Source organism: bacterium, assembly GCA_020440705.1.
Lineage (GTDB): Bacteria > Krumholzibacteriota > Krumholzibacteriia > LZORAL124-64-63 > LZORAL124-64-63 > JAGRNP01.
The window spans coordinates 50,556-75,896 of the sequence record JAGRNP010000002.1; the positions used below are offsets into that span (position 1 = coordinate 50,556).

The following is a 25,341-nucleotide window of genomic DNA, read 5'->3' on the forward strand; positions in this document are numbered from 1 at the left end:
AGCCGGTTTGCTAGCGGCCCGGGTTGTAGAGGTTCTTGACCGCGCCCCAGCTCATGGACTCGACCGACACGGTCGACTCGACGTCCAGGACGCCGTCGATCTGCAGGTCGTAGCCCGCGGGGATCTGGGCGCCGGTCGGGGCCGCGAAGGTGCCGGAGAACGTGTAGGCGCAGCCCGAGCACGGGCCGGCCAGGGCCGAACCGCCGGTGCCGTCGACGTAGCCTTCGAAGACGCCGCCGCCGCTCGGGTCGAGGATCAGGGTGAAGCTCGTGAAGTTGCCGGAGAACACCAGGTCGCCGTCGACGAAGGTGCCCGGGACGGTGCCGTTGGCCGGGTTGACGCCCCAGTCGGCGTTGTGCGCCGGGTCGGCGTAGACGCTGATGCCGCCGCCGACGTAGCCGATGACGGTGCGGCCGAGGCCGTCCACGTAGCCGCCGGTGCTGACCAGGCCGTCGATGAAGAGGGTGCCCTCGACGCCGCCGAGGTCGACCTCGAAGAGGGGGTCGATCTGGGTGACGACGGCGGCCGCGGCCAGCACGTCGCCCGGGTTGCTCGGGGCGAGGGTGCCGGTCTCCCAGGCGAAACCGACGTAGTCGACGGCGGCGGCGTGGGCCGTGCCGGCGCCCGACACCAGGGCCACGAGGGCCAGGGCCGGGACAACGATCTTGCGCGTTACAAAGGTCATGCGCGGTGTCCTCCGGATGGGGTTCGGGTGCGCCGCCCGTCCGGGGCGGCGTGTCGCATCGGAGGGAGAACGAATCCGGACGCTGCGAAAGTTCCCGCGGGAGCGATTTTGTCGCGTTTTTGCTTCCTGTAGCTCAAGGTGTTGCCAGGCAATGGGTTCTGTCGGGCCGGCGACAGCCGGCCGGGCCTGCTCGCGTTTTTGCTTGAAAGTTTGTCGCGCGGATCGATATGACTGACGAATCACTCCGGTACTCGACGTGGACCCAGGGAGCCGCCATGAACGCCGCCGCCGACCTCGACCAGTTGCCGAACAGCGCCTTCCGCTACGACGCCCAGGACGGCCTGACCGAGTTCCTCGCCGGCGTGATGCTCTTCGTCGTGGCCCGGTCCATCGAGTCGCCGCACCTGGCCTGGGTGCCGGCCATGCTCGTCTTTCCCATGCGCTTCGGCCTGCGCTTCTTCAAGGAGCGCATCACCTGGCCGCGCATCGGCTACGTGAAGCTGCGCAGCGAGGAGAGGCCCGACTTCGGCCGCGGCGTGCTGGCCTACCTGGCCGCGGTGATCTTCCTCATGGCCTCGTTCCAGTGGATATTCGGCGACATCACGAGCTGGCGCAGCTGGATGAAGTGGCTGCCGCTGCTGGTGGCCGGATTCTGCTCGGGCGGCTTCGTGCACATGGCCCAGCGCACCGGCTTCGCGCGCCACTGGTTCCTGGTCGTCGTGTGCCTGGGCTGGGGCGTGGCCTGCTCCCTGATGGCGGTGCCGAGCGCCTACGAGGGCCTCAAGCGCTGGGCGCTCGGCCTCGGCCTCGTGAACCTGCTCATGGGTCTCGTCGTGCTGCTGGTCTTCATGCGCACCCATCCGGTGCGCGCGGCCGGGGCGGGCGACGGATCGCCCTGATCCCGTCGCCGTGCCGGACGCCGGACCGATTGCCGGGTCCCTGACCCCACCCTATCATGTGCCCTGCCGCGCCGGTTGTCACAGCCGGCCGCGCGCCCGCATATCCGAGGGCAGAAGACACGAGACATCCCCACCCGGAAAGGGCGCTCCCATGAATCGCAATCGCCACCTGCTCGCGGCCGCCTTGCTCGCCGCGATCGTACTCGGAAGGACGAATGCCATGGCCGGATCGAAGACGGAGGTCGCCACCCTCGGCGGCGGCTGCTTCTGGTGCACCGAGGCGGTGTTCGAGGAGGTCGACGGCGTGAAGAAGGTCGTGTCCGGCTACGCCGGCGGCGACGGTCCCGCCGACTACAAGGCCGTCTGCTCGGGCACGACCGGCCATGCCGAATGCGTGCAGATCACCTACGACCCCGAGAAGATCGGCTACCGCGACATCCTGACGGTCTTCTTCCGCACCCACGATCCGACAACGCTGAACCGGCAGGGCGCCGACCGCGGCACCCAGTACCGCAGCGTCATCTTCGTGCACGACGCCGAGCAGAAGAAGCTGGCCACCGAGGCCATCTCGATCCTGACGGCGGAGAAGGTCTTCGACAAGCCGATCGTCACCGAGATCGCGCCGTACGAAGGCTTCCATGCGGCCGAGGACTACCACCAGGACTACTACCGGAACAACAAGCAGCAGGGCTACTGCCAGGCGGTCATCTCGCCGAAGATGGCCAAGTTCCGCAAGGAGTTCGCCGACAAGCTGAAGTAGACCGGACCGCGCCGCGCGGCGTCCCCGGACGGCCCCTCCGCCTCCCCGGCGGAGGGGCCGTTCCCGTTTGAGGCGGCGGGAGTATTTTCGCCTTGTTTTCGCCATTGGTTGTGCTATCCTGATCCGACCCCCGCCCCCTGGCGGGGTGCGGCGCGTCGACTTCCGGCGGCCGCGGCGAGAGCCTTCCCCAGGAAACAGGACGAAGAAAATGAACTGGACCGCACTTCTGACCAGTGAGATCAACGCCACCTACGCCGCCACCGACCGGATGATGGGCCTGCTCACCGACGCCGACCTCGGCTGGAAGCCGGCCACCGGCGAGAACTGGATGACGGCCGGCCAACTCCTCAAGCATCTCGAGACCGCGTGCGGCATGTGCTGCCAGGGTTTCGTGACCGGCGATTGGGGCATGCCGGACGACTGCGGCGACAAGCCCGAGGGAGCCGAGCCCCAGCTGCCCACGGCGGCGCAGCTCCCGGCCGCCACGAGCGTCGCCGCCGCCCGGGCGGCCCTCGAGGCCGACCGCAAGGTGGCCCTGCAGATGGTGGAGAAGGCGGGCGAGCAGAACCTCGACACCCTCGAGACGGCCGCACCCTGGGAGCCCGACAACACCCGCCTCCTGGGCCATCACCTGCTGATCATGGTGCAGCATCTGGCCAGCCACAAATCGCAGCTCTTCTACTACCTGAAACTCATGGGGCGCAAGGTCGACACCATGACCCTGTGGGGCATGTAGTCCCCGCGACTTCCCGCGACGCGACGACGGGCCGGCCTACTTCAGGAGGCTGGCCCGTCGCGTCCGGGTGGTGCCGTCGGTCTCGTCGCGCAGCACGAAGACGTAGGTGCCGCTGGCCACCGCGCGCCCCTGCGCGTCGGTGCCCCGCCAGGTCGCCTCGTGCGGCCGGGCGTCGCCTTCGCCCCGCCACAGGGTGGTGATCCGGCGGCCGCGGGCGTCGCAGATCTCGACGCGACCGCGGTGGCCGGCGGGCAGGGCGAAGCGGAAGGTCGCCGCCGGGTTGAAGGGGTTCGGGAAGGGCTGGTCGAGCCCGCCGGACGCGGGCTGGTCGGGCACGGGCACGACGATGGGGCAGCGCCAGGGCAGGCCCAGGACGTCGGCGCCCTTGGCCACCGCCAGGAAGTCGCCGGCCTTGGCGAGCTTCTGCAGGGGGGCGTGCAGCACCGTGGCCAGCAGCACCGGCCGGCGGCCCTCGGCGAGCTGGAAGAGCTGCACGTCGTCGAGGTAGTCGACCCCGAACGGCTCGACCCGCGCGCTCAGCACGTAGGCGAAGTCGCCGTGCACGAGCACCTGGACGCCCTCGCCGGAAAGGGGCGAGACGCTGCGCCACGTGGGCAGCGCGGGGTCGGTGATGTCGATGCGCACGAGTCCGGCCGTGGGGCTGGCGAGCAGGGCCTGGTCGCCCCACAGGGCCACGTCGTAGGCGTTCCCGCCGGCGGGCGCCTGGCCGAGCAGCGTCGGCGCCTCGGGCAGGGTCAGGTCGAGCACCGCCAGGCCCAGCGTGCCGTTGGCCACGAACGCCGTCTCGTCGCGCAGCTCCACCGCCATGGCCTGGCCCACGCGCAGGGCGCCGATGCGCTCGGGCGCGGTGCGGTTCGCCGTCGACCAGGTGCGGATCGAATCCCACTCCGCGCTCACCAGCACGTCGCGTTCGGCGTCCCAGGCGATGTCCCGGCACGAGCCGTTGGTGGGGAGCGTCGCGACCAGCACCGGAGCGGCCAGGTTCGCCAGGTCGACCACGAGGATGCCCCCGGGGCCGGCCGCCACATAGGCCGCGTCGCCGGCCAGCACGATCGCCTCGGGAAACACCGCGAGCGCCAGCTGGGCCTGCAGTTCCCGCACCGGATTGCCCCCGGTCTCCGGCCCGAAGATGCTGAGGAAGGGATAGTCCGGGCCCCAGCCGTTGACGTCGAAGCCGCCGATGATCGCGCGGTCGGCGGCGTAAACCTGGGCCGTCGGCTCGTCCAGCCAATGCACGTAGGAGCGGATCGTCCAGGCGGTCGGGGCGTATTCGCTCGTCCAGACGGCGCAGTCCCAGGCGGCGGCTCCGCCGGCGAGAACCACCAGCAGGCAGACGATCACGCCAGACGTCCGGGGACGACGGCGCACGAACGGGCGGCATGACATGAGCGATCCCCTTTCGTGAAGCCGGACGCTCCACGGGGATGATTATAGGGAATCGGAATCGCCCGTGGCAATGAACCCGTCGTCCTGGGCGGCCGGATCCTCGTCCGTCCGGGCGGCCAGGCCCCGCAGCAGCGCCCGCACGTCGCGCACGCCGCCCCAGGTGAACCACACCAGCAGCGCGGCGGCCACGACGAGCTCGAGCCACAGCTTCGTGTGCCAGAAGGCGAGCCAGGCCGAGTCGTAGTTCGCCCAGGCCGCGCCGGCGGCATGGCGCGAGAGCATGAAGACCGTGCCGACGGCGAAGACCACCACCCACAGCAGGCTCCAGCCGTAGGTCAGCACGTACAGCACCTTGTCGCGGCGGCTGAACTCGTCGGTGACGGCCAGGGCGCGCCAGCCCCGCGCCACCGCGCCGGCGCCGCGCTCGACCTCGCCCGCGATCTCGTGGGCGCCGCGGTGCAGCAGGCGATCGAGGTCGAAGGGCTCCTGCCGGCCCAGGTACTTCTGGCCGAGGGAGACCAGCACGTACAGCGCCGAGCACACCCACATGGACCAGCCCCACATCTCCTGGCCGTTGGGCAGGTGGGCCTCGACCCAGGCCGCCGCCGCGCCGGCGCGCTCGGCGCCGAGCCCGTCGAGCAGGCCCCAGAACGCGACCCCGTCGTCGCGCCACACGCGCTGGGCCTGCTCGAGCACGAAGCCGGTCAGGGTGAGGGTCACGCCGGCGGTGCAGGCGGTCCAGGCCGCCGCCGTGGTGCCCCAGCTCGTGTACAGGCCGCCGATGATCACGGCGCCCGACCACCCCGCGAAGATGGCGCCGGTCAGGGCGAAGAAGAGCATGATCGCCTGGCTCTGCTTGTAGAAGAGGCTGAACACGAAGATGAACAGGGCCACGCCGACCACCGCCCCGCGCAGCAGGCGCAGGTGGGCGCGCGGCGAGAGCGGTTCGCGGCGGAAGGGCATCACCACGTCCTGCACGAAGATGCTGCTCCACGAATGCAGGTACGTGTTGTGGGTCGAGATGAAGGCGCCCACCATCATGGCCGCGAAGGCGCCGAGCAGGCCCGCGGGCAGCAGCGTGGCCAGGACGACCGGTCCCCGCATCTGGCTGCGCACGGCGTCGTTGTCGAGGGGGGCGAGGGAGGCGCGCACCTGCTCGGCCACGCCGCTCCAGTCCGGATGGTGCATCACGGTGAAGATGAGGATGGGGATGAGGGTCAGGAACGTCTCCTGGGCCCGGATGCGCCACAGGGAGAGCACGCCGCCCATCTTGCCCTCGTGGGCCGTGCGCGCCGAGGCGTAGTAGGCCTGGGTGCCCTGCCAGCTCATGGCGCCGTAGAGCAGACCGATGGCCCCGATGGCGAAGTAGCCGAAGTTGAAGTCGCCGACCTGGCCCGTGTCGAACGGATTGATCTTCGACATGCCCGCCGGCGCCTGCACCATGACCTCGCCCACGTCGTGCCAGCCGATCTTCAACAGCAGGAACAGCGACACCGCCAGGAAGACGAGGCTGGCGAAGGCGCCCTGGATGAAGTCGGTCAGCATCACGGCCACCTGGCCGCCCGCGAAGACGAACCACACGGCCGTGGCCAGCAGCAGCGCCATGAGCGCGGGGAAGGCGGGCAGCGCCAGCGGGCCCAGATGCCACACCTCGGGCAGGCCCAGGTACTGGATGAAGAAGCGCGCCCCGACGGCGGGGAAGATGCCGAAGTTGATCAGGCCCGCCCCGAAGGCGACGGTGCCGGCGACCACGCGGAAGCGGCGCGAGTAGCGGCGTTCGAAGAACTCGGCGAGGGTCAGGGCGCGGGTGCGGCGGAAGCGGTAGGTGACCCAGCCCGTCACCATCACGGCCAGGTTCACCAGGGCGGTGGTGAAGCCCCACCAGTACTGGGCGAAGCCGGCCTCGTAGCCCATCTCGAGGTAGGCCACCACGGTGATGGCGCCGAGCGCGGCGATGCCCTGGGCGACGGTCAGCAGGTAGCGTCCGGCGAGGCGGCCGGCCGCCAGGTAGTCGGCGACACCGCGCATGCGCGAACGCGTGCGCTGCACGACGAGGATGATCGCGGCGTACATGACGACGACGATGGCCCAGTCGAAGAGGGTCATGGCGGGTCCGGATCCATGTCAGAAGAGTCGCGGCTCCTCGAGACGGGCGCTGTCGCCCAGGGTGTGGCCCTCGAGCCGCAGCAGGCGGGCCTTGGTGGTGATGCCGGCGGCGAAGCCCACCAGGGTGCCGTCCTGTCCGACGACGCGGTGGCAGGGCACCACGATGGGCAGGGGGTTGTGGCCCGCGGCCTGGCCCACCGCCCGCGTGGCCTTGGGCTGCTGCAGGGCCCGCGCCACCTCGCCGTAGGTGCGCGTCTTGCCGTACGGGATCTTCAGCAGCTCGCGCCACACCCGCACCTGGAACGCCGTGCCCCGCAGGTCGAGCGCGAGATCGAACGCCGTGCGGCGGCCCACGAAATAGGCGGCGAGCTGGTCGGTCAGCTCGGCGAAGGCGGCCGGGTCTTCGCGCACCGGGAGGGTCGTGGGCGCGGTCTCGCCGCCCGCGGCCGCTGCATCGGCCGCCGCTTCGGATGCCGCTTCGGATGCCACTCCGGAAGACACTCCGGAAGACGAGCCGGAAGACGAGCCGGCCAGCCCGCGGGCCACGGCGTGGGCGCGCGTGTGGTACTCCCAGGCCCGCGGCAGGAACTCCAGGTGGACGAGGCCCCGTTCGCCCATCACGGCGAGCAGGGGATCGACGGCGGTTCTGAGCAGCGCGTAGCGCACCATGCGGCCACCTCCGCCGACCATCCTACCAGAAACGCGGCGCGAGGGGGCGATCGGATGCTGTGCCCACATCCGACGCCCACAAGGTGGTCGACAGCCCGCGCAGCGCCGGTGTAACGTGGACGGCGCCGAACCGACACCCCGCGCCCCCTCACCGAACGGCCGCCCGGCGGCCCCGGAAGTGGAATCATGGACACCCGGACCGCCAGCCCCATCGGACGCCGCGCCCTGCTGGGGGCCGGCGTCGCCCTGCTCCTGCTCGTGCTGCACGGCCTGCTCTTCCGCTTCGTCATCGACGACGCCTTCATCTCCTTCCGCTACGCCCGCAACCTGGTCGCCGGCGAGGGTCTGGTCTTCAATCCGGGCGAGCGGGTCGAGGGCTACAGCAACCTGCTCTACGTGCTGCTGAGCGCGGCGGGGCTGAAGCTCGGCTGCGATCCCCTGCTGTGGGGCCGCATCTGGAGCACCGCCGCGGCGGGCGCCCTGCTCGCGCTGCTGCCCGGCGCGGTGCGGGCGCTGGCACCCGATGCGGGCCCGCGGGGCGAGGCCGCCGGCCGTCTGGCCCAGTTCCTGGTGGCGGCGACCGGCGCGGTGGCCTGCTGGATGCTCGGCGGCCTGGAGACCGTCTTCTTCGCGGCCTTCGCCGTGGCGGCCTGGCGCGGCGCCCTGGCCCGCGACGCCGTGGCCGCGGCGGTGGCGGGGGTCCTGCTGGTGCTGACCCGTCCGGAGGGGCCGGGTCTGGCCGTGCTGTTCCTGGCCTGGGCCCTGCTGCCCGGCGCCGGCGCCCACGCCGCGGCGCCCCGCCGGCGGTCCTGGGCGGGTCCGGCGATCCTGCTCGGGGGCCTGGCCGCCTTCCTCCTCTGGCGCCACCAGTACTTCGGCCTCTGGCTGCCCAACACCTACTACGCCAAGACGGGCGACCTGCCGGGCCAGCTCCGCACGGGGTGGCCCTACGCCGTGGGCTTCCTGCTCTTCTACGGCCTGCCCCTCGCCGCGGCGGCCGCCGTCGCCCTGCGCCAGGGGGCCGGCGCGGTGCTGCGCCGTCGCGACGTGGGCCTGAGCTTCGCCGTGGCCGGGGTCTGGCTGGTCTATGCCACCGTGGTGGGCGGCGACTCCCTCGGCATGTACCGTTTCCTGGTGCCGGTGCTGCCTGTGCTGACGACCACGGTCGCGGCGCTCTTCACCGTGTCGCCCTGGCTCGCGCGCCGGGGCCCGGCGGCGATCCTCACCGCCGTACTCGTGGTCGCGCTGCTGCCCGCCTCCTTCGCCGGACGCGAGCGCCGCCTCGTCGACCTGCACAGGGGCGAGGCCAACCTCGGCGGCTGGATCCTCGCGGGCGACGCCATGGCCGCGCAGCTGCCGCCGGGATCGACCATCGCCCTCGGCCCGGCCGGCTACATCCCCTGGGCCACCGGCTTCCGCACCTGGGACTTCTACGGCATCATCGAGCCCCACATCGCGCATCAGCGGGTGACCTTCGAGTTCGGCTACGCGGGGCACGAGAAGCACGACGGGGCCTACATCGTCTCGCAGCGGCCCGACTACATCCTGATCGGCAACGTCGACATCACCGACCGGCCGCGCACGCAGCTGATCCCGCCGCACCGCCGCGAAGTCGACATCGTGACGGACAAGCGCTTCCAGGCCGAATACGAGCAGATCCACCTGCCCGTGGCCGGCGGCAAGTACCTCAACCTGTTCCGGCGCAAGCCGTGAGCGGCACCGCCCGCGAGGAGATTCCGATGCCCCGACTCTTCGCCGTCCTGCTCGGTGGAAACTGCGCGCCGCGCAGCAACATCGAGCTGCACGACATCGTCTTCGTCGCCGGCGAGTCGCTCGCCGAGACCTACCCCCGACTGCTCGAACTCTGGTTCGGCACGCCTGCGGGCCTGCACGTCGACTCGTGGCTCGAGCTGGCGGTCGTCGACGGGCACCGGATCGTGCTCGGCCGCGATCCGGCGGCGGCGGGCGCGAAGCTCTTCTTCGTCAATCTCGGCGGCTACCGCGCCGGCGAGTTCGCCGAGCTCCACGCCCGCACCTTCGTCGTGGCCGCCTCGGCCGACGAGGCCAAGGAACGCGCCAAGGCGACGCTCATGGGCGACTGCGAGTCGGTCCACACCGACGACCTCTACGACGTGGACGAAGTCCTCGAGGTGGGCGTGGTCGGGGAGTGGCACGTGGGTCTCGAGCCCGGCGCCGTTCCCGTGCCCCTCGAGCCCCACAACGGGTGGCTGCCCCTGCCCGAGGAGCTCATCGCGGCCTTCGCGGCGCGACGGCCGGACGCCCGCTAGTTTGCCGCCGCGGCGCGGATTGGCGATCTTGATCGGCGCGGATCCCCCGCCGCTCCCGTCGACCCCGGAGGACTTCATGATTCCGTATCCGCTCCGCATCGGCGCCCCGGCCGTCCTGCTCGCCCTCGTGCTCGTGCTCGCGCCGGCGCCCGCCGCCCGGGCCGCCGACGAATTCGTCCTGCCCGAGCTGGCCCTCGAGACCTACACCCTGTCCAACGGCCTGCACGTGATCCTGCACGAGGACCACCGGCTGCCCACGGTGTCGGTGAACGTGTGGTACCACGTGGGCAGCAAGGACGAGAAGCCCGGGCGCACCGGCTTCGCCCACCTCTTCGAGCACATGATGTTCCAGGGCTCGGCCCACCACGACGACGACTACTTCACGCCGCTGCAGAAGATCGGCGGGCAGGTGAACGGCTCGACCAACACCGACCGCACCAACTACTGGCAGAACGTGCCCGCCGATCAGGTCGAACTGGCGCTGCAGCTCGAGGCCGACCGCATGGGCTGGCTGCTGCCCGCCATGACCCAGGAGAAGCTCGACAACCAGCGCGACGTGGTGAAGAACGAGAAGCGCCAGGGAGAGAACCGGCCCTACGCCGTGGCGCGCGAGGCCCTGCAGCGGCTGCTCTTCCCCGAGGGCCATCCCTACCGCTGGACCACCATCGGCAGCATGGACGATCTCTCGGCCGCGTCGCTCGAGGACGTGCAGGACTTCTTCCGGCTCCACTACACGCCCAACAACGCGTCGCTGTGCGTGGCGGGCGACTTCGACCCGGCCCGCGTGAAGGAGTGGGTCGCGGCCTATTTCGGACCCATTCCGCCCGGCCGGCCCCTCGAGCGGCTCACCGAATGGGTGCCGACGCTGGCGGGCGAGCGGCGGGCCGTGGCCGAGGACGCCGTCGACACGCCGCGCCTCTACATGGCCTGGCACACGCCGGGCTACTACGCCCCCGGCGACGCCGAGTTCGACCTGCTCGGCGCCATCCTCGCCGGCGGCAAGACCTCGCGTCTGCACCGCCGCCTGGTGCTCGAGCTGCAGATCGCCCAGGACGTGCGCGCCCGCCAGCGCAGCCGCGAACTGGGCGGCGTGTTCGAGATCGAGGCGACCGCCGCGCCCGGGCACGACATCGCCGAGCTCGAGGCGGTCATCGACGAGGAGCTCGAGCGCCTGCTCGACAAGGGCGTCACCGGCGAGGAGGTCGAACTCGCCCGCACGGGCATCGAGACCGACTTCGTGCGCGACCTGCAGGAGGTGGGCGGCTTCGGCGGCCGTGCCGATCGCCTGAACCGCTACCACGTCTTCGCCGGCCGGGCCGACTACCTGGCCGCCGACCTCGCCCGCTACCGCAACGCCTACGCCGGCGCGGTGGGGGCCTGGGCCCGTCGCTGCCTCGGCCGCGACAACCGCGCCGTGCTGCACGTGGTGCCCCGGGGCGACCTGGCCGCCATGCCGGAGCCCGCCGGCCTGGACCGCACCCGCCTGGCCGGCAGTGCGGGTGCTGCGGCCTTCGTGCCGCCGTCGATCGGCGAGGCCGTCCTGGAGAACGGCCTGAAGGTGTGGACGATCCCCGATCCGTCGCTCCCCCTGGTGCAGTTTCGCCTGGAGATCCGCAGTGGCTGGGCGAGCGATCCCGCGGGCCGCGCCGGCACCGCCGCCCTGACCGCCGACCTGCTCGACGAGGGCGCCGGCGGCCGCGACGCCCTCGATCTGGCCCGCGACGCCGAGCGGCTCGGGGCGCGCCTGCGCACGACGAGCAGCTTCGACGGCAGCTCGGTGGCGATCGAGGTGCTGGCCAATCGGGCCCGCGACGGCCTGGAGCTGCTGCGCGACGTGGCGCTCGAGCCCGACTTCCCAGTCGAGGACTTCGAACGCGTGCGGCGGGCCCGGCTGGCCCGGGTCCGGCAGGAGGCGCGCCGCCCGCGCGACCAGGCGGTGAAGGCCTTCCAGGAGCGCTGCTTCGGCGCGGGACATCCCTACGCCCAGCCCTACACCGGGAGCGGCGATCCGGAGGCGCTGGCCGCCCTCGACGTCGCCGACCTGGCGGCCTTCCACGCCGCCCACTACACCGCCGACAACGCCGTGCTCGTGGTCGCGGGCGCTCTCGACGGCGAGACGGCCCTCGCCCTCGCCCGGGACGTGTTCGGGCGCTGGGCCCCCGGCGAGCGGCCCGCACCCGACGTGCCGGCGGCCGCGCCGGCGGCGGCGGGATCGATCCTGGTTCTCGACCGGCCGGGGGCGGCCCAGAGCTTCATCGTCGGCGGCTTCCCCGCGGTGGCGCGACGCGACGCCGACTACACGGCCCTGGACGTGGTGAACACGGCCTTCGGCGGGCAGTTCGGCTCGCGCATCAACATGAACCTGCGCGAGGACAAGGGCTACACCTACGGCGTGCGCAGCCAGCTGCTCGCCCTCGGCGGCGGCGGCGCCTTCCTCATGTCCACCCCGGTCGAGACGGGGGTCACCGTCGCGGCCATGCGCGAGCTCGTGGCCGAGATGGACTCGCTGCGCACCGCTCGCCCCCTGCGCGGCGACGAACTCGCGGACAACCGCAACCGCCTGGTCATGGGTTTCCCGCAGCGCTTCGAGACGCGGTCCGACGTGGCCGCCGCCGCCGGCGAATTGGCCCTGTACGGCCTGCCGCGCGACACCTGGCAGGACTTCGCGGCCGCGGTGGCGGGGGTCGACGAGGCGGTCGCCGCGGCGGCCGTGGCGCGGCACCTGGACCCGGCCCGGCTGATCTGGGTGGTGGTGGGCGACGCCGCGGTGATCGGTCCGGAACTCGAGGCCGCCGGGCTCGGCCGGGTCGAGATCGCGGGTTCGGGGACGAAATAGACTGGCGTCCCGGCACGAATTGGCCGAAAATGGGCCCTTCTCGGGAATTTTCCGGGTCACAGCCGGTGGCCCGTCACCATAGGGACAGGAGCAGGAGGTGAGCATGGGCCCGCAGTCCGGAGACGCCCCGAACAGCGAAAACGCGCCCATGTCGCCCCTCACGCCAGCGGATCTGGAGAAGGTCCGCGCGCGGGATCCGGAAGCCCTCGGGCTCCTGTTCGACGTCTGCTTCGGCCGGGTCTACAACCTGGCCTACCGCCTGATGGGGCAGGAAGCGGCCGCCCAGGACGTCACCCAGGAGGTCTTCCTGCGGGTGCACCGGGCGGCGCACCAGCTCGACCCGACGCGCGATCCGGTTCCCTGGCTGATGACGATCACGACGAACCTCTGCCGCGAGCAATGGCGGTCGCGGCAGGGGCGGCAGGACAAGGCGACCGCGTCGCTCGACGCCGATCCGGACCGCACGCGCGACGTGCCGTCCGCAGCGGCGGCCCCCGATGCCGACCTGGTCGAGGCCGACCGGCGCCGTCTCCTCGAGGACGGCCTGGCCCGGCTGCCGGACGCCATGCGCGAGGTGGTGGTGCTGCACGATCTGCAGGGGCTGAGCCACGAGCAGATCGCCCACATGATGGACGAGGCGGCCACGGCGGTCCGCAAACGCTACTCACGGGCCCTGGCGCGATTGAGGGAGATCATGCAGGCCCACAGACCGGATGTGCTGGAATGAGCGAGCGCGACGACATCCACCTCACGCCCGAAGAGGAGCAGCGGATCCAGGCGTCCGTACGCGCCCTGGGCGAGGTGCGCGCCGACGACGCCTTCCGGGCCCGGCTGCGCGAGCAGTTCCTGTCGGGCACGATTCCCGCCGCGGCGGAACCCGCTCCGGAGATCGCCGCGCCGGATGGGGCCTCACCGGGGCTGGCCGCAGCCGAGGCCGAAGCGGCCCTCGAGCCCGCCTCCCCGCCGCAGATCGTGGCCCTGCCATCCCGGCGGCCGGGCCGCCGGGCATGGGCGCTGGCGGCCCTGCCCGCCCTCGCCGCGGTGCTGGCGTTCGTCTTCCTGGGCGGCGGCGAACCGGAATGGCGCCTGCAGGGTGTCCGCGGCGACGGCCGGGTGGTCATCGCCGGCCAGGCGGTCGACGCCTCCGCGCGCACCGACCTGTCGCGCCTCGTGACCGACGGCGCCCGCTACGAGGTGGGCGAGGGCGTCGAGATGGACCTGGTGCTCGGCGACATCATGGTCGTCGGCGTGCACGGTCCGACCACCTTCGAACTGGCGGCCCGCGACGCCGCGGCTCCCGATCGCTTCGAGGCGCGTGTGGAGGGCGGCGAGTTCCGCTTCAAGTCGGGCCCGGCCTTCCGGGGCCACGAGATGGTGATCCGCACCTCCGAGGGCGACGCCCACATCACCGGCACCACCGTGGCCGTCTACAAGGATCCGGACGTGACCTGCGTGTGCGTGCTGGAGGGGACGGCCCGCATCGGGCGCGATGGCGAACACATGGACGCCGTGCCCGCGGGCATGCGCAAGGTGATGTTCGCCGACGGCAGCGCGCCGAAGGTCATCCCCATCGAGCCCGGGCACCGCGACGGCCTGATCGAGTTCGAGGGCTACAACCGCGACACGTTCCGCTAGCCGGCGCCCGCCCGGTTCAGGCCGCGCCCGACCCGCGCCGCGCGCGCAGGGCGACGTCCGCCACGATCACCACCAGGATCAGGATCAGCAGCACCCAGAAGAACTCCTCGGTGAGCACCGCCGCGATGAAGGTGGCCGCCTGGATGCCCCCCAGCACCGCCAGGCGGGGCCGGAAGTGCACGCCGGCCAGGGTCGTGGCCATGGCGAGCAGGAGCAGGGCCACGAGGCCGCTCGTGGTCGGGGTGAGGGTCTCGGCGCGGCGCAGGAAGAACACGAGCAGGATGCCCGCCACCAGGGACAGCCAGTGGAAGACCTGCCGCCGCAGGTGCCCTCCGGCCGATTCGCCCGCCTCCGCCGCCGACTTCCAGGCCAGTCCGATGCTCACGCCGCCGCTGACCAGCGCCATGGCCAGCCAGTACCACAGTCCCCATTTCACCGAGTAGTCCATGATCGCCACGCCCCCGAGGGAGAGCACCACCAGGAAGATGAACGTGTTGCGGCCGAGTCCCGGACGCGAGGTGGAGGTGGGGGCGGCGGTGCCGGACATGGGGCTCTCCCTGGCTGGGGAACGGTGCGGCCGCGCGGGCCGGGATCGCGCTGTTCGTACCAGCATTCGTCGATGCCGTCAAGGTGGCGGCGGGACGGGGCCGAGCCTATCCTGGACCCCATGGTATCCAGCGCATCGCCCCGCTCCGCCCTTCGCCTCGCCGCCGCGGCCCTTGCCGGGGCGCTTTTCGTCGTCGCGCTCGTCGCCTGTTCGCCGTCCGGCCCTTCGGACGCCGATCCGGTGCGGGTGTCGGTGACCACCGACACGTCCGCCGTCGCGCCCGGCCGCTCGGTCACCCTCGTCTGGCGCTTCGCCATCGCGCCGGCATGGCACCTGTACTGGGTGGGCCGCAACGATTCGGGCTTCCCGCCCACCATCGACCTGGCGCTGCCCGCGGGCTGGATCGCCGGCGCCCTGCAGTGGCCGGCGCCGGAGCGGCACCTGGCCGACGGGGACATCCTCGACCACGTGTATTTCGACGAGCTGGTGCTGCTGCAGAAGGTGCGGGTGCCCGACGACGCGGCGCCCGGCGTGGTGGAGTTCGCCGCGACGGTCGAGTGGCTGGGATGCAAGGAGGCCTGCGTACCCGGGAAGGCCACGGTGCCGGTGGCGGTCACCGTCTCGCCACAGCCTGCGGCCGACCGTTCGGACGCCTGGCGCGCCGCCCACGACGCCCTGCCGCAGCCGCTGCCCGCGGGGCTGGTGTCGGCGGAGTGGTCGGGACAGGTCTTCCACCTGCGGCCCCTCGCGCCGGCGGGCGGGCTGGCGTTCATGCCCACCGTCGACTGCGGCGAGCTGGTGAACCTCGCGCGCGACGGCGCCGGCGAGACCCTCGCCCTGCGTTTCCAGGTCCGCGACGGTACGGTGGGGCCCGTCCGCGGGCTGCTCACGGTCCGCGCCGCCGACGGGGCGACGCGGTCCTACACTCTCGACTTCCCCGCCCGGACCCTGGACGACAACGACCCCAATGGAGGATAGAAGATGCGTCACGCGATCCTGATCACCGCCGCCCTGCTGCTGCTGGCCGGCGGGGCCCTGGCCGAGCTCGCCCCCGGCGACGCCGCGCCCGATTTCACCCTGACCGACACCGCGGGCAGGGAGCACCACCTGCAGGGCTACCTCGACGCCGGCCAGACCGTCGTCCTGGAGTGGTTCAACCCCGACTGCCCCTTCATCAAGAAGCACCACGCCAGTGCCCGGACCATGAACGAGGCCTACGCCAAGGTGAAGGACCACGACGTCGTGTGGCTGGCCATCAACTCGGGCGCACCCGGCAAGCAGGGCGCGGGTCTCGAGCGCAACAGGACCGCGGTCACGGAGTACGAGATGCCCTTCCCGGTCCTGCTCGACGAGTCGGGCGAGGTGGGCATGGCCTACGGCGCCAAGACGACGCCGCACATGTTCGTGATCGCGGCCGACGGCACGGTGGCCTACAACGGGGCCATCGACGACAATCCGTCGCCGTCGCAGATGGGCGAGACGAACTACGTGCTGGCGGCGCTGCACGCGGTGCTGTCCGGCGCCGAGGTCGAGCACGCGACCACCAAGCCCTACGGCTGTTCGGTGAAGTACGGCAAGTAGGTCCGGCCGGCCTCGTGCCGGGGCCGACCGCGAGCGCCCCGACCCGGATGGGTCGGGGCGTCGTCGTTCAGGCGGTCGCGGCGGGCACGGGCAGCGGCCGGCCCTCGGCGTCGATGTGCACGTAGGTCACCTCGGCGCTCGTCACCGGTACGGTCTCGCCGCCGGTGCGGCGGGCGGCCTCGACGCGCACCTCGATCGTCAGCGAGGTGCGGCCCACCCGGATCACCTCGGCGTAGAAGCTCACCAGGTCGCCCACGCGCACGGGCTGCTCGAAGACGACCTTGTCCATGGCGACGGTCACGACGCGGGGGCAGCCCCGGGCGATGGCGGCCACGGCGCCGGCCTGGTCGATGTGGCTGAGGATGACGCCGCCGAAGATGGTGCCGTGGTGGTTGGTGTCGCGGGGCATCATCAGCACCCGGATGGCTGGTTCCATGGTCGCGCTCTCGGGGTTCGGGGGTGAAAACGGGATTCGGAATCGATTCCGACTGTGCTATCCTGCCGCCAACAAAACACCGCGCCCCACCCACGTCAATCCTCGCGGAGGGTTTCCATGCCTCGTTTCGCCACCCATCTCGTGCGCGGCCTGTGCGCGGCCGTCCTCTTGGCCGGAGTCGCCGGGGCCGCCGTTCCGGACGAGTTCACGAACCTGAAGGTCCTGCCCGCCGAGACCGGCAAGCAGGAGCTGCTCGACATCATGAAGAAGTTCACCGCCGATCTGGGCATGCGCTGCTCGGACTGCCACGTGCAGAAGGTCCCGGGCGACTTCGATTCGTTCGACTGGGCCAGCGACGAGCTGCGCAACAAGGAGAAGGCCCGCGGCATGATGCGCATGGTGGGCCGTCTGAACGGCGAACTGCTGCCCGAGGCCGCCGGCGGCCACGCCGACGGGATCACCTGCTACACGTGCCATCGCGGCCTGCACGAGCCCCGCACCATGGAGCAGGAGATGCTGCGCACCGCCCACAAGAGCGGCATCGAAGCCGCCGAGGCCCGCTACCGGGAGCTGCGGGAGCAGTACTACGGCTCGGGCTCGTACGACTTCGGCTCGAATCCGCTCTTCGCGGTGGCCAACACCATGGCCGAGTCGGACGACCTCGACGGCGCCCGCGCCATGGCGAAGCTGAACATCGAGATGAATCCGGACGACACCAAGGCCCACCTGCAGCTCGCCCAGATCGAGCTGGCCGCGGGCAACCGCGAGGAAGCCGGGCGCGTCGTGCGCGAGGTGCTGGCGAAGGATCCGGAGAACCGCCACGCCAAGCGCATGCAGATGGAGCTGGCCAAGTAGCCATGTCCCTACGCGTGCCGGTCAGACGCCTGGCGATCGCCGCCGTCCTCGTGGCGGCGGCGATCCAGTTCGTCCCCGTCGACCGCACCAATCCGCCGGTGGAGACGGCCCTGACCGCGCCGCCCGCGGTGCGCGAGATCCTCGTCGGCGCCTGCTTCGACTGCCACTCCCACGAGACGACCTGGCCCTGGTACAGCCGGGTGGCCCCCCTGTCCTGGCTGATCGCCGACCACGTGACCGAGGGCCGCCGCGACCTCAATTTCTCCCGCTGGCCGGCCTTCGACCTCGACGCGCAGGACCTGTTGCTGCGCGAGATCGCCCGCGAGGTCGCCGCCGGCGACATGCCGCCCCGCAGCTACGCCGCGGCGCATTCGGCGGCCCGCCTCACGGCCGCCCAGCGCGACCAGATCGTTTCCTGGGCCAGGCCGGCCACCGATTCCGAGGCCGATTTGCCCTATTGAGAGAATTTCCGGATTGTTTCCCGGGCCGTGACGATGATAGGCTCTTCTCAGAGAGCGATGGTTGGGAGGTTGCGCCTCCGGGCGCAGGGGCCGTCGTTCCGGGGGAGGCTGTGTTCCCGTGGGGAACATCGGACGGACCTGTCTGCTCATCACCATCGCTCTGGCGTGGGCCTTGCCGGTCGGCGCCCAGGTCTACAATTTCCACACCTACCGCGAACTGGACGGTCTGCCCAGCAACACCGTGCGCGGCATCGTGCAGGACGACGACGGCGTCCTGTGGATCGCCACCGCCCGCGGCGTCTCCCGCTACGATGGCGAGACCTGGGTCAACGAGACCCAGTTCGGGCGCCGTCCGGGCACCTACGTATCGTTCATCGCCAAGGCCGCCGACGGCAGGCTCTGGGCCCATGGCGCGGGGCCGAGCGGTCTGCTGCTGATCCGGGGCGACGACGGGTGGCGGGTGCGGCAGGCCTCGCCGAGCCTGGTCCGCGAAGGGGGGTTCGCGGTCTACGACCTGGGCCGGGCACCGAACGGCGAGACCCTGCTGACCGCCGTGTCCCGCCAGGGCGAGGTGGCCCTGTTCTCCGAGACCGAAGACCGGGTCGTGGCCCTGCCCGACCGTCAGGCCGAAGTGAACGCGGTCCTCTTCCACGACGAGGGCCTGCTGCTGGCGACCGATCGCGGCCTGTACGTGCTCGATCTGCTGAGCCTGAAGTTCCACCGCACGGAGGTCACCCGACCCATCCATGCGGTGTGCGCGGCCGAAGGTGGGGAGATCTGGTACGTCGGCTCCGACTGGATCGGGCGCGGCCCCGTCGGGGCGCCGCGGGTCGTGGCGTCCGGCCTGCCGATCAAGCTCGAGGTGCCCGCCGTCGGGGTCGTGGCGACCGCCGACCGCGCCGGCGGGATCTACTTCGCCGATCTCGGCCAGGTGCACTACTACCATCCCGACATCGGGCTCGAGTTCCTGACGCGCGAGTCGGGCCTCGCCGCCGTGGGCGCCACCGACATCATGGTCGACCGCGAGGGGCTGGTCTGGTTCACCGGCCTGCGGGGGATCAGCAAGCTGGTCAGCCGCAGCCTGGCCGGTTACGACCAGCGGCATGGGCTCTACGACAACGAGGTGTCGGCGATCGAGTTCCTGCCGGATGGCGGTGCGGTGCTGGGCCACATCGGCGGGCTGACCTTGTGGGGCGATCAGCCGCGACGCATCTCGTTCGCGGGGGACAACGAGGTGCTCGAACGGGTCACCGACCTCGCGACGGATCCGCAGGGGCGGGTCTGGTTCGCCGCCGACAACCTGGGGATCGGCCGGCTGGAGGCCGACGGCCGCCTGGAGTTCGAGGGCGGCGCGCCGGGCACTCCTCCCCGGGCCTATTCCCTCCTGTTCGACGCCGAGGGGCGCCAATGGGTGGGCACCAACTACCAGGTGCTGCGGCAGGGCGACGACGGCGTGCTCGCAGAGGTGCCGCTGCCCGGTCTCCCGCACGCCATGATCCGCCGGCTCGTGCAGCTCGCCGACGGGACCATCTGCATCGTCACCGCCTACAACGGCCTGTTCCTGTCCCGCGACGGGGCGATTACCAAGGTCCGCAGCCCCTCCTACCGGGCCGAGCAGACCTACGGCGTCTTCGAGCGGTCGCCGGGCGAGATCCTGGTGGGAACCGTCGAAGGGCTGTACGTGCTGGACGGCGACGGGCTCCGGCGGCCGGGACGGGATCTGCCCGCCATCGCCCGGCCCGTGTACGTGATCCTGGCCGACCGCGAAGGGCGGCTCTGGTTCGGCACCGACAACGGCGTGCTGCGGTGGTCGGCCGCGGGCCTCGATCACTTCACGGCGCGCGAGGGCCTGCTCGGCGCCGACGTCAACCGCGACGCCATGAAGCTGGCCGCGGACGGCAGCATCTGGATCGGCACCGACCAGGGCCTGAACATCCACCAGCCGGCCTTCGAGGACCGCGGGGCCTCCGCGCCGACCGTGACCGCGGGGGCCGTCGTCGCCGACGGCATGGCGCTGGCCGCGAGCGGCCGCTACACGCTGAACCGTCCGCCGCGCCAGCTCGAGTTCGGCTTCCACGGCGTCTCGTTCCGCGACGAACGGCGCAATCGCTACCAGACGCGCCTCGAGGGATTCGAATCCGCTTGGCAGGGCCCCGCCGCCTATCCGGGCGGCACCGTCCGCTACACGAACCTGCCCCCGGGCACCTACCGCCTCCACGTCCGGATGGTGGCCGCGGACGGCTCCTTGAGCCCGGTCGCCACCAGCGGCGAGGTGGTGATCCGGCCCGAGGTGAGCGACCGCTGGTGGTTCCGCGCCCTCGTCCTGGCGGGCGTCCTGGCCGGACTCCTCGTGCTCTCGCTCTACGTGTCGGGACGGCGCTACGCGCGGCGACTGCAGGGCCAGGTGCGCGACCGCACGGCGAGTCTCGAGCTTTCCGAAACGCGGTTCCGGTCCGAGTCCCGGCGCCTCGCGGCGATCCTGGGCAGCATCTCCGACGGGGTGATCGCCCTGGACGACACGGGGCGGGTGGTGCTGGCCAACGCCGCGGCCGAGCGGTTGCTCGGGGGGGGGCGCCGGGAGCCTGGAGGGTCGCGCCTGGTCGAGCTTCGACCTCGACCCGCCGCTCGCGCTGGAGGGTGCCGAAGCCGACCATCGGGCCCGCGGCCTGACCGGGGCGGGAGGCGAGGCGGTCTGGCTCGAGTTCTCGGTCGCGCCCCTCACCGATCCTGCGGGCCGGCGGACGGGCCGGGTGCTGGCGTTCCGCAACGTCACCACCCGCCGCGAGCTGGAGAACCAGCGTCTGCGGTCCCAGCAGCTCGAGTCCCTGGGCGTCCTGGCCGGCGGCATCGCCCACGACTTCAACAACCTGCTGACCATCATCATGGGCAACATCTCGCTGGTCGAGGAGGCGCCGGGCATCCGGGCCGAAGAGACCAGGCGACTCGAGCAGATGAAGACCGCGACGGAGAGCGCGCGCGCGCTCACCGACCAGTTCCTGACTTTCGCCCGCGGCGGCGATCCGGACACGGTGCCCACGGCGCTCGCGGCGATCGTGACCCAGGCGGCGACGCTGGCCTTCAGCGGCGCTCCCGTTTCGTACGAACTCGACCTGCCGGCCGACCTGTGGCCGGTGCGCGTCGACCGGGCCCAGATCGGGCAGGTGCTCAACAACCTCTTCCTGAACGCGTGGCAGTCCATGGAGGGCGGCGGACGCGTGGTGATCTCGGCCCGCAACTGCGAGAATTGCAGCGACTTTCCGGGCGATGAACGCTGCGTGCGCCTCGACGTGCGCGATCAGGGCGCCGGCATCGCCCCCGACGATCTCGAGCGGATCTTCGATCCCTACTTCACCACCAAGGAGACCGGCACGGGTCTCGGTCTGGCCATCGCCCATTCCATCGTGCGGCGCCACGGCGGGGCCCTGATCGTCCAGTCGCAACCCGGATCGGGCTCGGTCTTCACGCTGGCCCTGCCGGCCATCGAATCGACCGTGGCGGAGCGGCCCGTCGCCGCGCCCGGAGCGGTCATGCCGGGGGGACGGGTGCTGGTCCTCGACGACGAGGCCGAGGTGCGTGACGTGTGCCGGGGCCTGCTCGAGAGTCTCGGCTTCCGCTATGCCGGGGCGGAGACGGGCGAAGACGCCCTGCGGGCCTACGCGGCGGCGGTCGCCGCGGGCGATCCCTTCGACGTCGTGATCATGGACCTGACGGTGCCCGGGGCGATGGGGGGCAAGGAGGCGGTCCGGCGCCTGCTGGCCGAGGATCCGCGGGCGCGGGTGATCGTCGCCAGCGGCTACTCGCGCGATCCGGTGCTGGCCAACCACCGGCAATACGGCTTCATCGCGGCGCTGCGCAAGCCCTTCGACCGCGAGGCCCTGCGGGCCGTGCTCGGGGCCGTGATGGACGCCGCGCCCGGGGTCCGCGACTGAGGGCAGCGCTCAGCCGTCCTTCTCCGCTTCCCGCTTCTCGGCGGCCTCCACCCGCGCCAGCAGGATCTCGCGCCGCTTCTGGGCCGTCGCCAGGTTCCGTTCGGCCGCCGCTCGGGCCGTGTCGCCGTCGGCCGCCTTCACGGCCGCGGCCAGGTCGGCCAGGCCGTTCTCGGTCTCGGCGAGCATGGCCCGCAGCTTCTCGAGCGACGCCGCCTCCTCGGCCTTGTCGAAGATCACCTGCACGTCGGCGTCGGCGCCCGCCGCGGGCGGGCCCTCCGGGCGCCGCGGCACGAACCGTTGTCCGGGGGCGACCTCGCGGCGGTTGAGGAAGGCCGGGGAGACGATCTCGACCCCGTCGCCGTGCAGGGCGTCGAGGACGGCCGTGCGCAGGCGGGAGCGGAAGGTGAGCAGGCGCTTGGTGTCCTCGAGCAGGCCGGCGACGCGGTAGGTCACCGCGTAGTCGCCCAGGTCGAGCACCTGCACGAAGGGATCGCTGAGTCCGGTCGCGCCGGCGGCCTCGAGCAGCAGCCGTTCGATCCGGCCGTGGGGCACGTCGTAGCCGAGGGAGACCGTGGCGTCGACGATGGTGCCGCTCGCGCGCGTGACGGTGACCGGATTGGTGGCGATGAAGAGATTGGGCAGGGTCGTCAGGTCGCGGCTCGCCGTCTGGATCTCCGTGTGGAAGAGACCGCGTTCGGTGACCCGGCCGAAGTGGTCGCCGACCGCGATGAAGTCGCCCGACCGGAAGTTGCGCACGGCCTTGAGCATGATGCCGGCCATGGCGTTGCCGAGGAAGGTCGACGAGCTGAGGGAGATCGTCACCGAGGCGATGATCCCGACGAGGGTCAGCAGCTGCCCCTTCAGGTCGGTGCCCACCGGCAGCGCGACGATGATCAGCAGCACGCCGACGAAGATGACCCCGGCCATGATGAGCTGGTTGCGGAAGCGCAGGCCCGTGTTGCGGCTCGACTGCCGCCCGAGCATCCGCTGGACGACAACGAGAATCAGGATCACGACCACCGTCGGCACGAGGGAGAGAACCCCCGTGCCCAGATGGGAGAAGAGCCGGACGACCTGGTCCAGGAATTCCTGCATCGGCAACCTCGCGCACCCCTGTCGGGGCTGGACTTTCCGCGCCGGAGAGCGGATTGTTCAGGGCGAGCATAGAGGGGTTCTCGCACGAAGGAAAGGATGGAAGTCATGGCCTTCAGGGATCAGGATGCGCTCGACTATCACGAAAAGGGTCGCCCAGGCAAGACGGAGGTCGTGCCGACCAAGCCCTGCCTGACCGCCCACGAACTCTCCCTCGCGTATTCGCCGGGCGTCGCGGTGCCCTGCAACGCCATCGCGGCCAACCCCAACGACGGCTACCGCTACACCAACCGCGGCAACCTCGTCGCCGTCGTCAGCAACGGCACCGCCGTGTTGGGCCTCGGCAACATCGGCGCCCTCGCGGGCAAGCCGGTCATGGAGGGCAAGGGCGTCCTCTTCAAGCGCTTCGGCCACGTCGACGTCTTCGACATCGAGATCGACACCGAGGACGTGGACGAGGTCGTGCGCTTCTGCCAGCTCCTCGAGCCCACCGTCGGCGGCATCAACCTCGAGGACATCAAGGCCCCCGAGTGCTTCGAGATCGAGCGCCGCCTGCGCGAGACCATGAGCATCCCCGTCTTCCACGACGACCAGCACGGCACGGCCATCATCGCGGCCGCCGGCCTCATCAACGCGGCGCAGCTCCAGGGCAAGGAGATCGACTCGCTCAAGGTCGTCGTCTCCGGTGCCGGCGCCTCGGCCATCGCCTGCGCGAAGCTGGTCGAGCGGCTGGGCGTGCCGCGGGAGAACTTCCTGCTCGTCGACAGCAAGGGCGTCTGCTACAAGGGCCGCACCGACGGCATGAACGAGTACAAGGAGTACTTCGCCAACGAGACCGACCGCCGCACCCTGGCCGAGGCCATGGTCGGGGCCGACTTCTTCCTCGGCTGCTCGGTGAAGGGTCTCGTCACCGGCGACATGGTCAAGTCGATGGCCGACAAGCCCATCGTCTTCGCCATGGCCAACCCCGACCCGGAGATCAGCTACGACGAGGCGGTGAAGGCCCGTCCCGACGTCATCATGGCCACCGGGCGCAGCGACTTCCCGAACCAGGTCAACAACGTGCTCGGCTTCCCCTTCATCTTCCGGGGCGCCCTGGACATCCGGGCGAAGGCCATCAACGAGGAGATGAAGCTGGCGGCCTCCCACGCCCTGGCCGATCTGGCCCGGCAGCCCATGCCGGCGGAGGTGGCCGCGGCGTACGGCGGCACGCACTTCGAGTTCGGGCCCGAGTACATCATTCCCAAGCCGTTCGACAGCCGGGTGCTGCCCATCGTGGCGCTGGCGGTGGCGAGGGCGGGGGTCGAATCGGGCGTGGCCGGCGAGCCGATCAGCGACTGGGACGCCTACGAGCAGCGTCTGGCCGCCATGCACAACAAGAGCCTGATGGTGATGCACACCATCCGCAGCCGGGCCATGGCCAACCCGCGCCGCATCGTCTTCTCCGAGGGCGAGGAGCAGCGCGTGATCGAGGCCGCCCGCAAGGCGCTCGACCAGGGCCTGTGCCACCCGATCCTGCTGGGCGATCCGGAGGTGATCGCCGAGCGGGCCGAGAAGTACGGCGTCGACCTCGAGGGCCTCGTCATCAAGAACCCGGCCAAGGGCCCGAAGCTCGAGGACAAGGCGCGGCTGCTCTTCCAGGAGCGGGCGCGCAAGGGCTACAACTACGCCAAGGCCCTGCGCATGGTGAAGCGCCCCATGCACCACGGCGTGATGATGCTGCGCGCCAACGAGGCCGACGGCATGGTGTGCGGCGCCGACCGCTCCTACGTCGACACGCTGCGGGTGATCCTGCCGCTGGCCGAGCTGCGCGAGGGCGTCAGCCGCATCGTCGGCATGCACGTGCTGCTGGTCGAGGGCAAGGTGTACATCTTCGCCGACACGACGGTGAACTACCACCCGGACTCGCGCCAGCTGGCCGAGATCGCCATCATGGCCTCGACGGTGGCGCGGCACTTCAACATCGAGCCCATCGTGGCCATGCTTTCGTTCTCGAACTTCGGCGACAACGACCGGCCGGAGAGCCGCAAGGTGCGCGAGGCGGTGGCGATCCTCAACCGGGAGCACCCGGAGTTGCGGGTCGACGGCGAGATGCAGGGCGACATCGCGGTGATCCCGAGCATGCGGGGCCTGAGCGTGCCCGACTGCAAGGTGAACGGCCAGGCCAACGTGCTGGTCTTCCCGGACCTGCAGAGCGCGAACATCACCTACAAGCTGGTGGGCCACCTGGGCCAGCGCGAGGTCATCGGACCCCTGCTCTACGGCCTCAAGCAGCCCATCAACATGGTCTCGGCCAACTCGTCGGTGGACAAGATCGTCAACATGGCGGCGCTGTCGTCGTACGAGGTCGGGCGCTCCTGATCCCCTCGGGAGCGGCCAGGAAAAACGAACCCCCTCCGGGCGACGGGAGGGGGTTCGC

The 25,341-nt window shown here is 71.3% G+C and carries 21 protein-coding genes and 3 pseudogenes; 17 read left to right on the forward strand and 7 right to left on the reverse strand.

The genetic code is table 11. The annotated features are described in order from the left end of the window. Window positions 1–10 precede the first annotated feature (10 nt). Window positions 11–685, reverse strand: a complete 675-nt coding sequence (locus KDM41_00705) for a hypothetical protein (protein MCB1181931.1) — start codon at window positions 683–685, stop codon at window positions 11–13. A gap of 275 nt (window positions 686–960) precedes the next feature. On the opposite strand from KDM41_00705, the gene KDM41_00710 reads away from it, so the two are divergent. From KDM41_00710 to KDM41_00720, 3 genes are all read left to right on the forward strand, one after another. Then, window positions 961–1,584 carry a hypothetical protein gene (locus KDM41_00710; GenBank protein MCB1181932.1) on the forward strand — a complete coding sequence of 208 codons (624 nt, stop codon included), beginning with the start codon at window positions 961–963 and terminating at the stop codon, window positions 1,582–1,584. A 220-nt stretch (window positions 1,585–1,804) separates the two neighbouring features. Next, complete coding sequence (gene msrA / locus KDM41_00715; protein ID MCB1181933.1) at window positions 1,805–2,344, forward strand: peptide-methionine (S)-S-oxide reductase MsrA; 540 nt, start codon at window positions 1,805–1,807, stop codon at window positions 2,342–2,344. Between the two features lie 208 nt (window positions 2,345–2,552). Beyond that, window positions 2,553–3,080 carry a DinB family protein gene (locus tag KDM41_00720; protein ID MCB1181934.1) on the forward strand — a complete coding sequence of 176 codons (528 nt, stop codon included), beginning with the start codon at window positions 2,553–2,555 and terminating at the stop codon, window positions 3,078–3,080. A gap of 36 nt (window positions 3,081–3,116) precedes the next feature. Here KDM41_00720 and KDM41_00725 read toward each other — a convergent pair whose 3' ends face one another. The 3 genes from KDM41_00725 to KDM41_00735 all read right to left on the reverse strand — a co-directional run bounded on the left by KDM41_00725 (window position 3,117) and on the right by KDM41_00735 (window position 7,211). Continuing rightward, window positions 3,117–4,442 (reverse strand): hypothetical protein, encoded by a 1,326-nt coding sequence (locus KDM41_00725; GenBank protein MCB1181935.1) that lies wholly within the window; start codon window positions 4,440–4,442, stop codon window positions 3,117–3,119. Between the two features lie 87 nt (window positions 4,443–4,529). Then, window positions 4,530–6,593 carry a sodium:solute symporter gene (locus KDM41_00730; protein ID MCB1181936.1) on the reverse strand — a complete coding sequence of 688 codons (2,064 nt, stop codon included), beginning with the start codon at window positions 6,591–6,593 and terminating at the stop codon, window positions 4,530–4,532. An 18-nt stretch (window positions 6,594–6,611) separates the two neighbouring features. Beyond that, window positions 6,612–7,211 carry a methylated-DNA--[protein]-cysteine S-methyltransferase gene (locus KDM41_00735; protein ID MCB1181937.1) on the reverse strand — a complete coding sequence of 200 codons (600 nt, stop codon included), beginning with the start codon at window positions 7,209–7,211 and terminating at the stop codon, window positions 6,612–6,614. A gap of 237 nt (window positions 7,212–7,448) precedes the next feature. Here KDM41_00735 and KDM41_00740 point away from each other — a divergent pair, with 237 nt between their 5' ends. The 5 genes from KDM41_00740 to KDM41_00760 all read left to right on the forward strand — a co-directional run bounded on the left by KDM41_00740 (window position 7,449) and on the right by KDM41_00760 (window position 14,021). Next, complete coding sequence (locus KDM41_00740; protein ID MCB1181938.1) at window positions 7,449–8,975, forward strand: hypothetical protein; 1,527 nt, start codon at window positions 7,449–7,451, stop codon at window positions 8,973–8,975. Window positions 8,976–9,001: 26 nt separating this feature from the next. Beyond that, entirely contained in the window at window positions 9,002–9,550 is a 549-nt protein-coding gene (locus tag KDM41_00745) for a DUF1543 domain-containing protein (GenBank protein ID MCB1181939.1), read from the forward strand. 76 nt (window positions 9,551–9,626) lie between these two features. Beyond that, complete coding sequence (locus KDM41_00750) at window positions 9,627–12,386, forward strand: insulinase family protein (protein MCB1181940.1); 2,760 nt, start codon at window positions 9,627–9,629, stop codon at window positions 12,384–12,386. 103 nt (window positions 12,387–12,489) lie between these two features. Further along, window positions 12,490–13,113 (forward strand): RNA polymerase sigma factor, encoded by a 624-nt coding sequence (locus tag KDM41_00755; protein ID MCB1181941.1) that lies wholly within the window; start codon window positions 12,490–12,492, stop codon window positions 13,111–13,113. Beyond that, window positions 13,110–14,021 (forward strand): FecR domain-containing protein, encoded by a 912-nt coding sequence (locus tag KDM41_00760; protein MCB1181942.1) that lies wholly within the window; start codon window positions 13,110–13,112, stop codon window positions 14,019–14,021. The genes KDM41_00755 and KDM41_00760 overlap by 4 nt, the downstream gene beginning before the upstream one ends. A 16-nt stretch (window positions 14,022–14,037) precedes the next feature. Here the strand turns inward: KDM41_00760 and KDM41_00765 are convergent, their stop codons facing one another. After that, window positions 14,038–14,568 carry a hypothetical protein gene (locus KDM41_00765; GenBank protein ID MCB1181943.1) on the reverse strand — a complete coding sequence of 177 codons (531 nt, stop codon included), beginning with the start codon at window positions 14,566–14,568 and terminating at the stop codon, window positions 14,038–14,040. A gap of 120 nt (window positions 14,569–14,688) precedes the next feature. On the opposite strand from KDM41_00765, the gene KDM41_00770 reads away from it, so the two are divergent. Continuing rightward, entirely contained in the window at window positions 14,689–15,546 is an 858-nt protein-coding gene (locus KDM41_00770; protein ID MCB1181944.1) for a hypothetical protein, read from the forward strand. Window positions 15,547–15,549: 3 nt separating this feature from the next. After that, window positions 15,550–16,149, forward strand: a complete 600-nt coding sequence (locus KDM41_00775) for a thioredoxin family protein (GenBank protein MCB1181945.1) — start codon at window positions 15,550–15,552, stop codon at window positions 16,147–16,149. 67 nt (window positions 16,150–16,216) lie between these two features. Here the strand turns inward: KDM41_00775 and KDM41_00780 are convergent, their stop codons facing one another. Next, window positions 16,217–16,585 (reverse strand): acyl-CoA thioesterase, encoded by a 369-nt coding sequence (locus KDM41_00780; protein ID MCB1181946.1) that lies wholly within the window; start codon window positions 16,583–16,585, stop codon window positions 16,217–16,219. Between the two features lie 117 nt (window positions 16,586–16,702). Between KDM41_00780 and KDM41_00785 the strand changes: the two genes are divergently transcribed. From KDM41_00785 to KDM41_00810, 6 genes and pseudogenes are all read left to right on the forward strand, one after another. Further along, window positions 16,703–17,440, forward strand: coding sequence for a c-type cytochrome (locus KDM41_00785; protein MCB1181947.1), 738 nt, complete (start codon window positions 16,703–16,705; stop codon window positions 17,438–17,440). Window positions 17,441–17,442: 2 nt separating this feature from the next. Then, window positions 17,443–17,901 carry a heme-binding domain-containing protein gene (locus KDM41_00790; GenBank protein MCB1181948.1) on the forward strand — a complete coding sequence of 153 codons (459 nt, stop codon included), beginning with the start codon at window positions 17,443–17,445 and terminating at the stop codon, window positions 17,899–17,901. A 61-nt stretch (window positions 17,902–17,962) separates the two neighbouring features. Next, a pseudogene (locus KDM41_00795) lies at window positions 17,963–18,193 on the forward strand (hypothetical protein). A gap of 1,200 nt (window positions 18,194–19,393) precedes the next feature. Continuing rightward, window positions 19,394–19,696 (forward strand): annotated as a pseudogene (locus tag KDM41_00800) (hypothetical protein). Window positions 19,697–19,780: 84 nt separating this feature from the next. Then, window positions 19,781–20,182: pseudogene (locus tag KDM41_00805) on the forward strand (hypothetical protein). A gap of 469 nt (window positions 20,183–20,651) precedes the next feature. Then, window positions 20,652–21,830 (forward strand): response regulator, encoded by a 1,179-nt coding sequence (locus KDM41_00810; protein MCB1181949.1) that lies wholly within the window; start codon window positions 20,652–20,654, stop codon window positions 21,828–21,830. Window positions 21,831–21,839: 9 nt separating this feature from the next. Here the strand turns inward: KDM41_00810 and KDM41_00815 are convergent, their stop codons facing one another. Then, a complete protein-coding gene (locus KDM41_00815; GenBank protein MCB1181950.1) occupies window positions 21,840–22,925 on the reverse strand; it encodes a mechanosensitive ion channel in 1,086 nt (361 codons plus the stop codon). A 105-nt stretch (window positions 22,926–23,030) separates the two neighbouring features. Between KDM41_00815 and KDM41_00820 the strand changes: the two genes are divergently transcribed. Beyond that, complete coding sequence (locus KDM41_00820) at window positions 23,031–25,283, forward strand: NADP-dependent malic enzyme (protein ID MCB1181951.1); 2,253 nt, start codon at window positions 23,031–23,033, stop codon at window positions 25,281–25,283. Window positions 25,284–25,341: the final 58 nt, after the last annotated feature.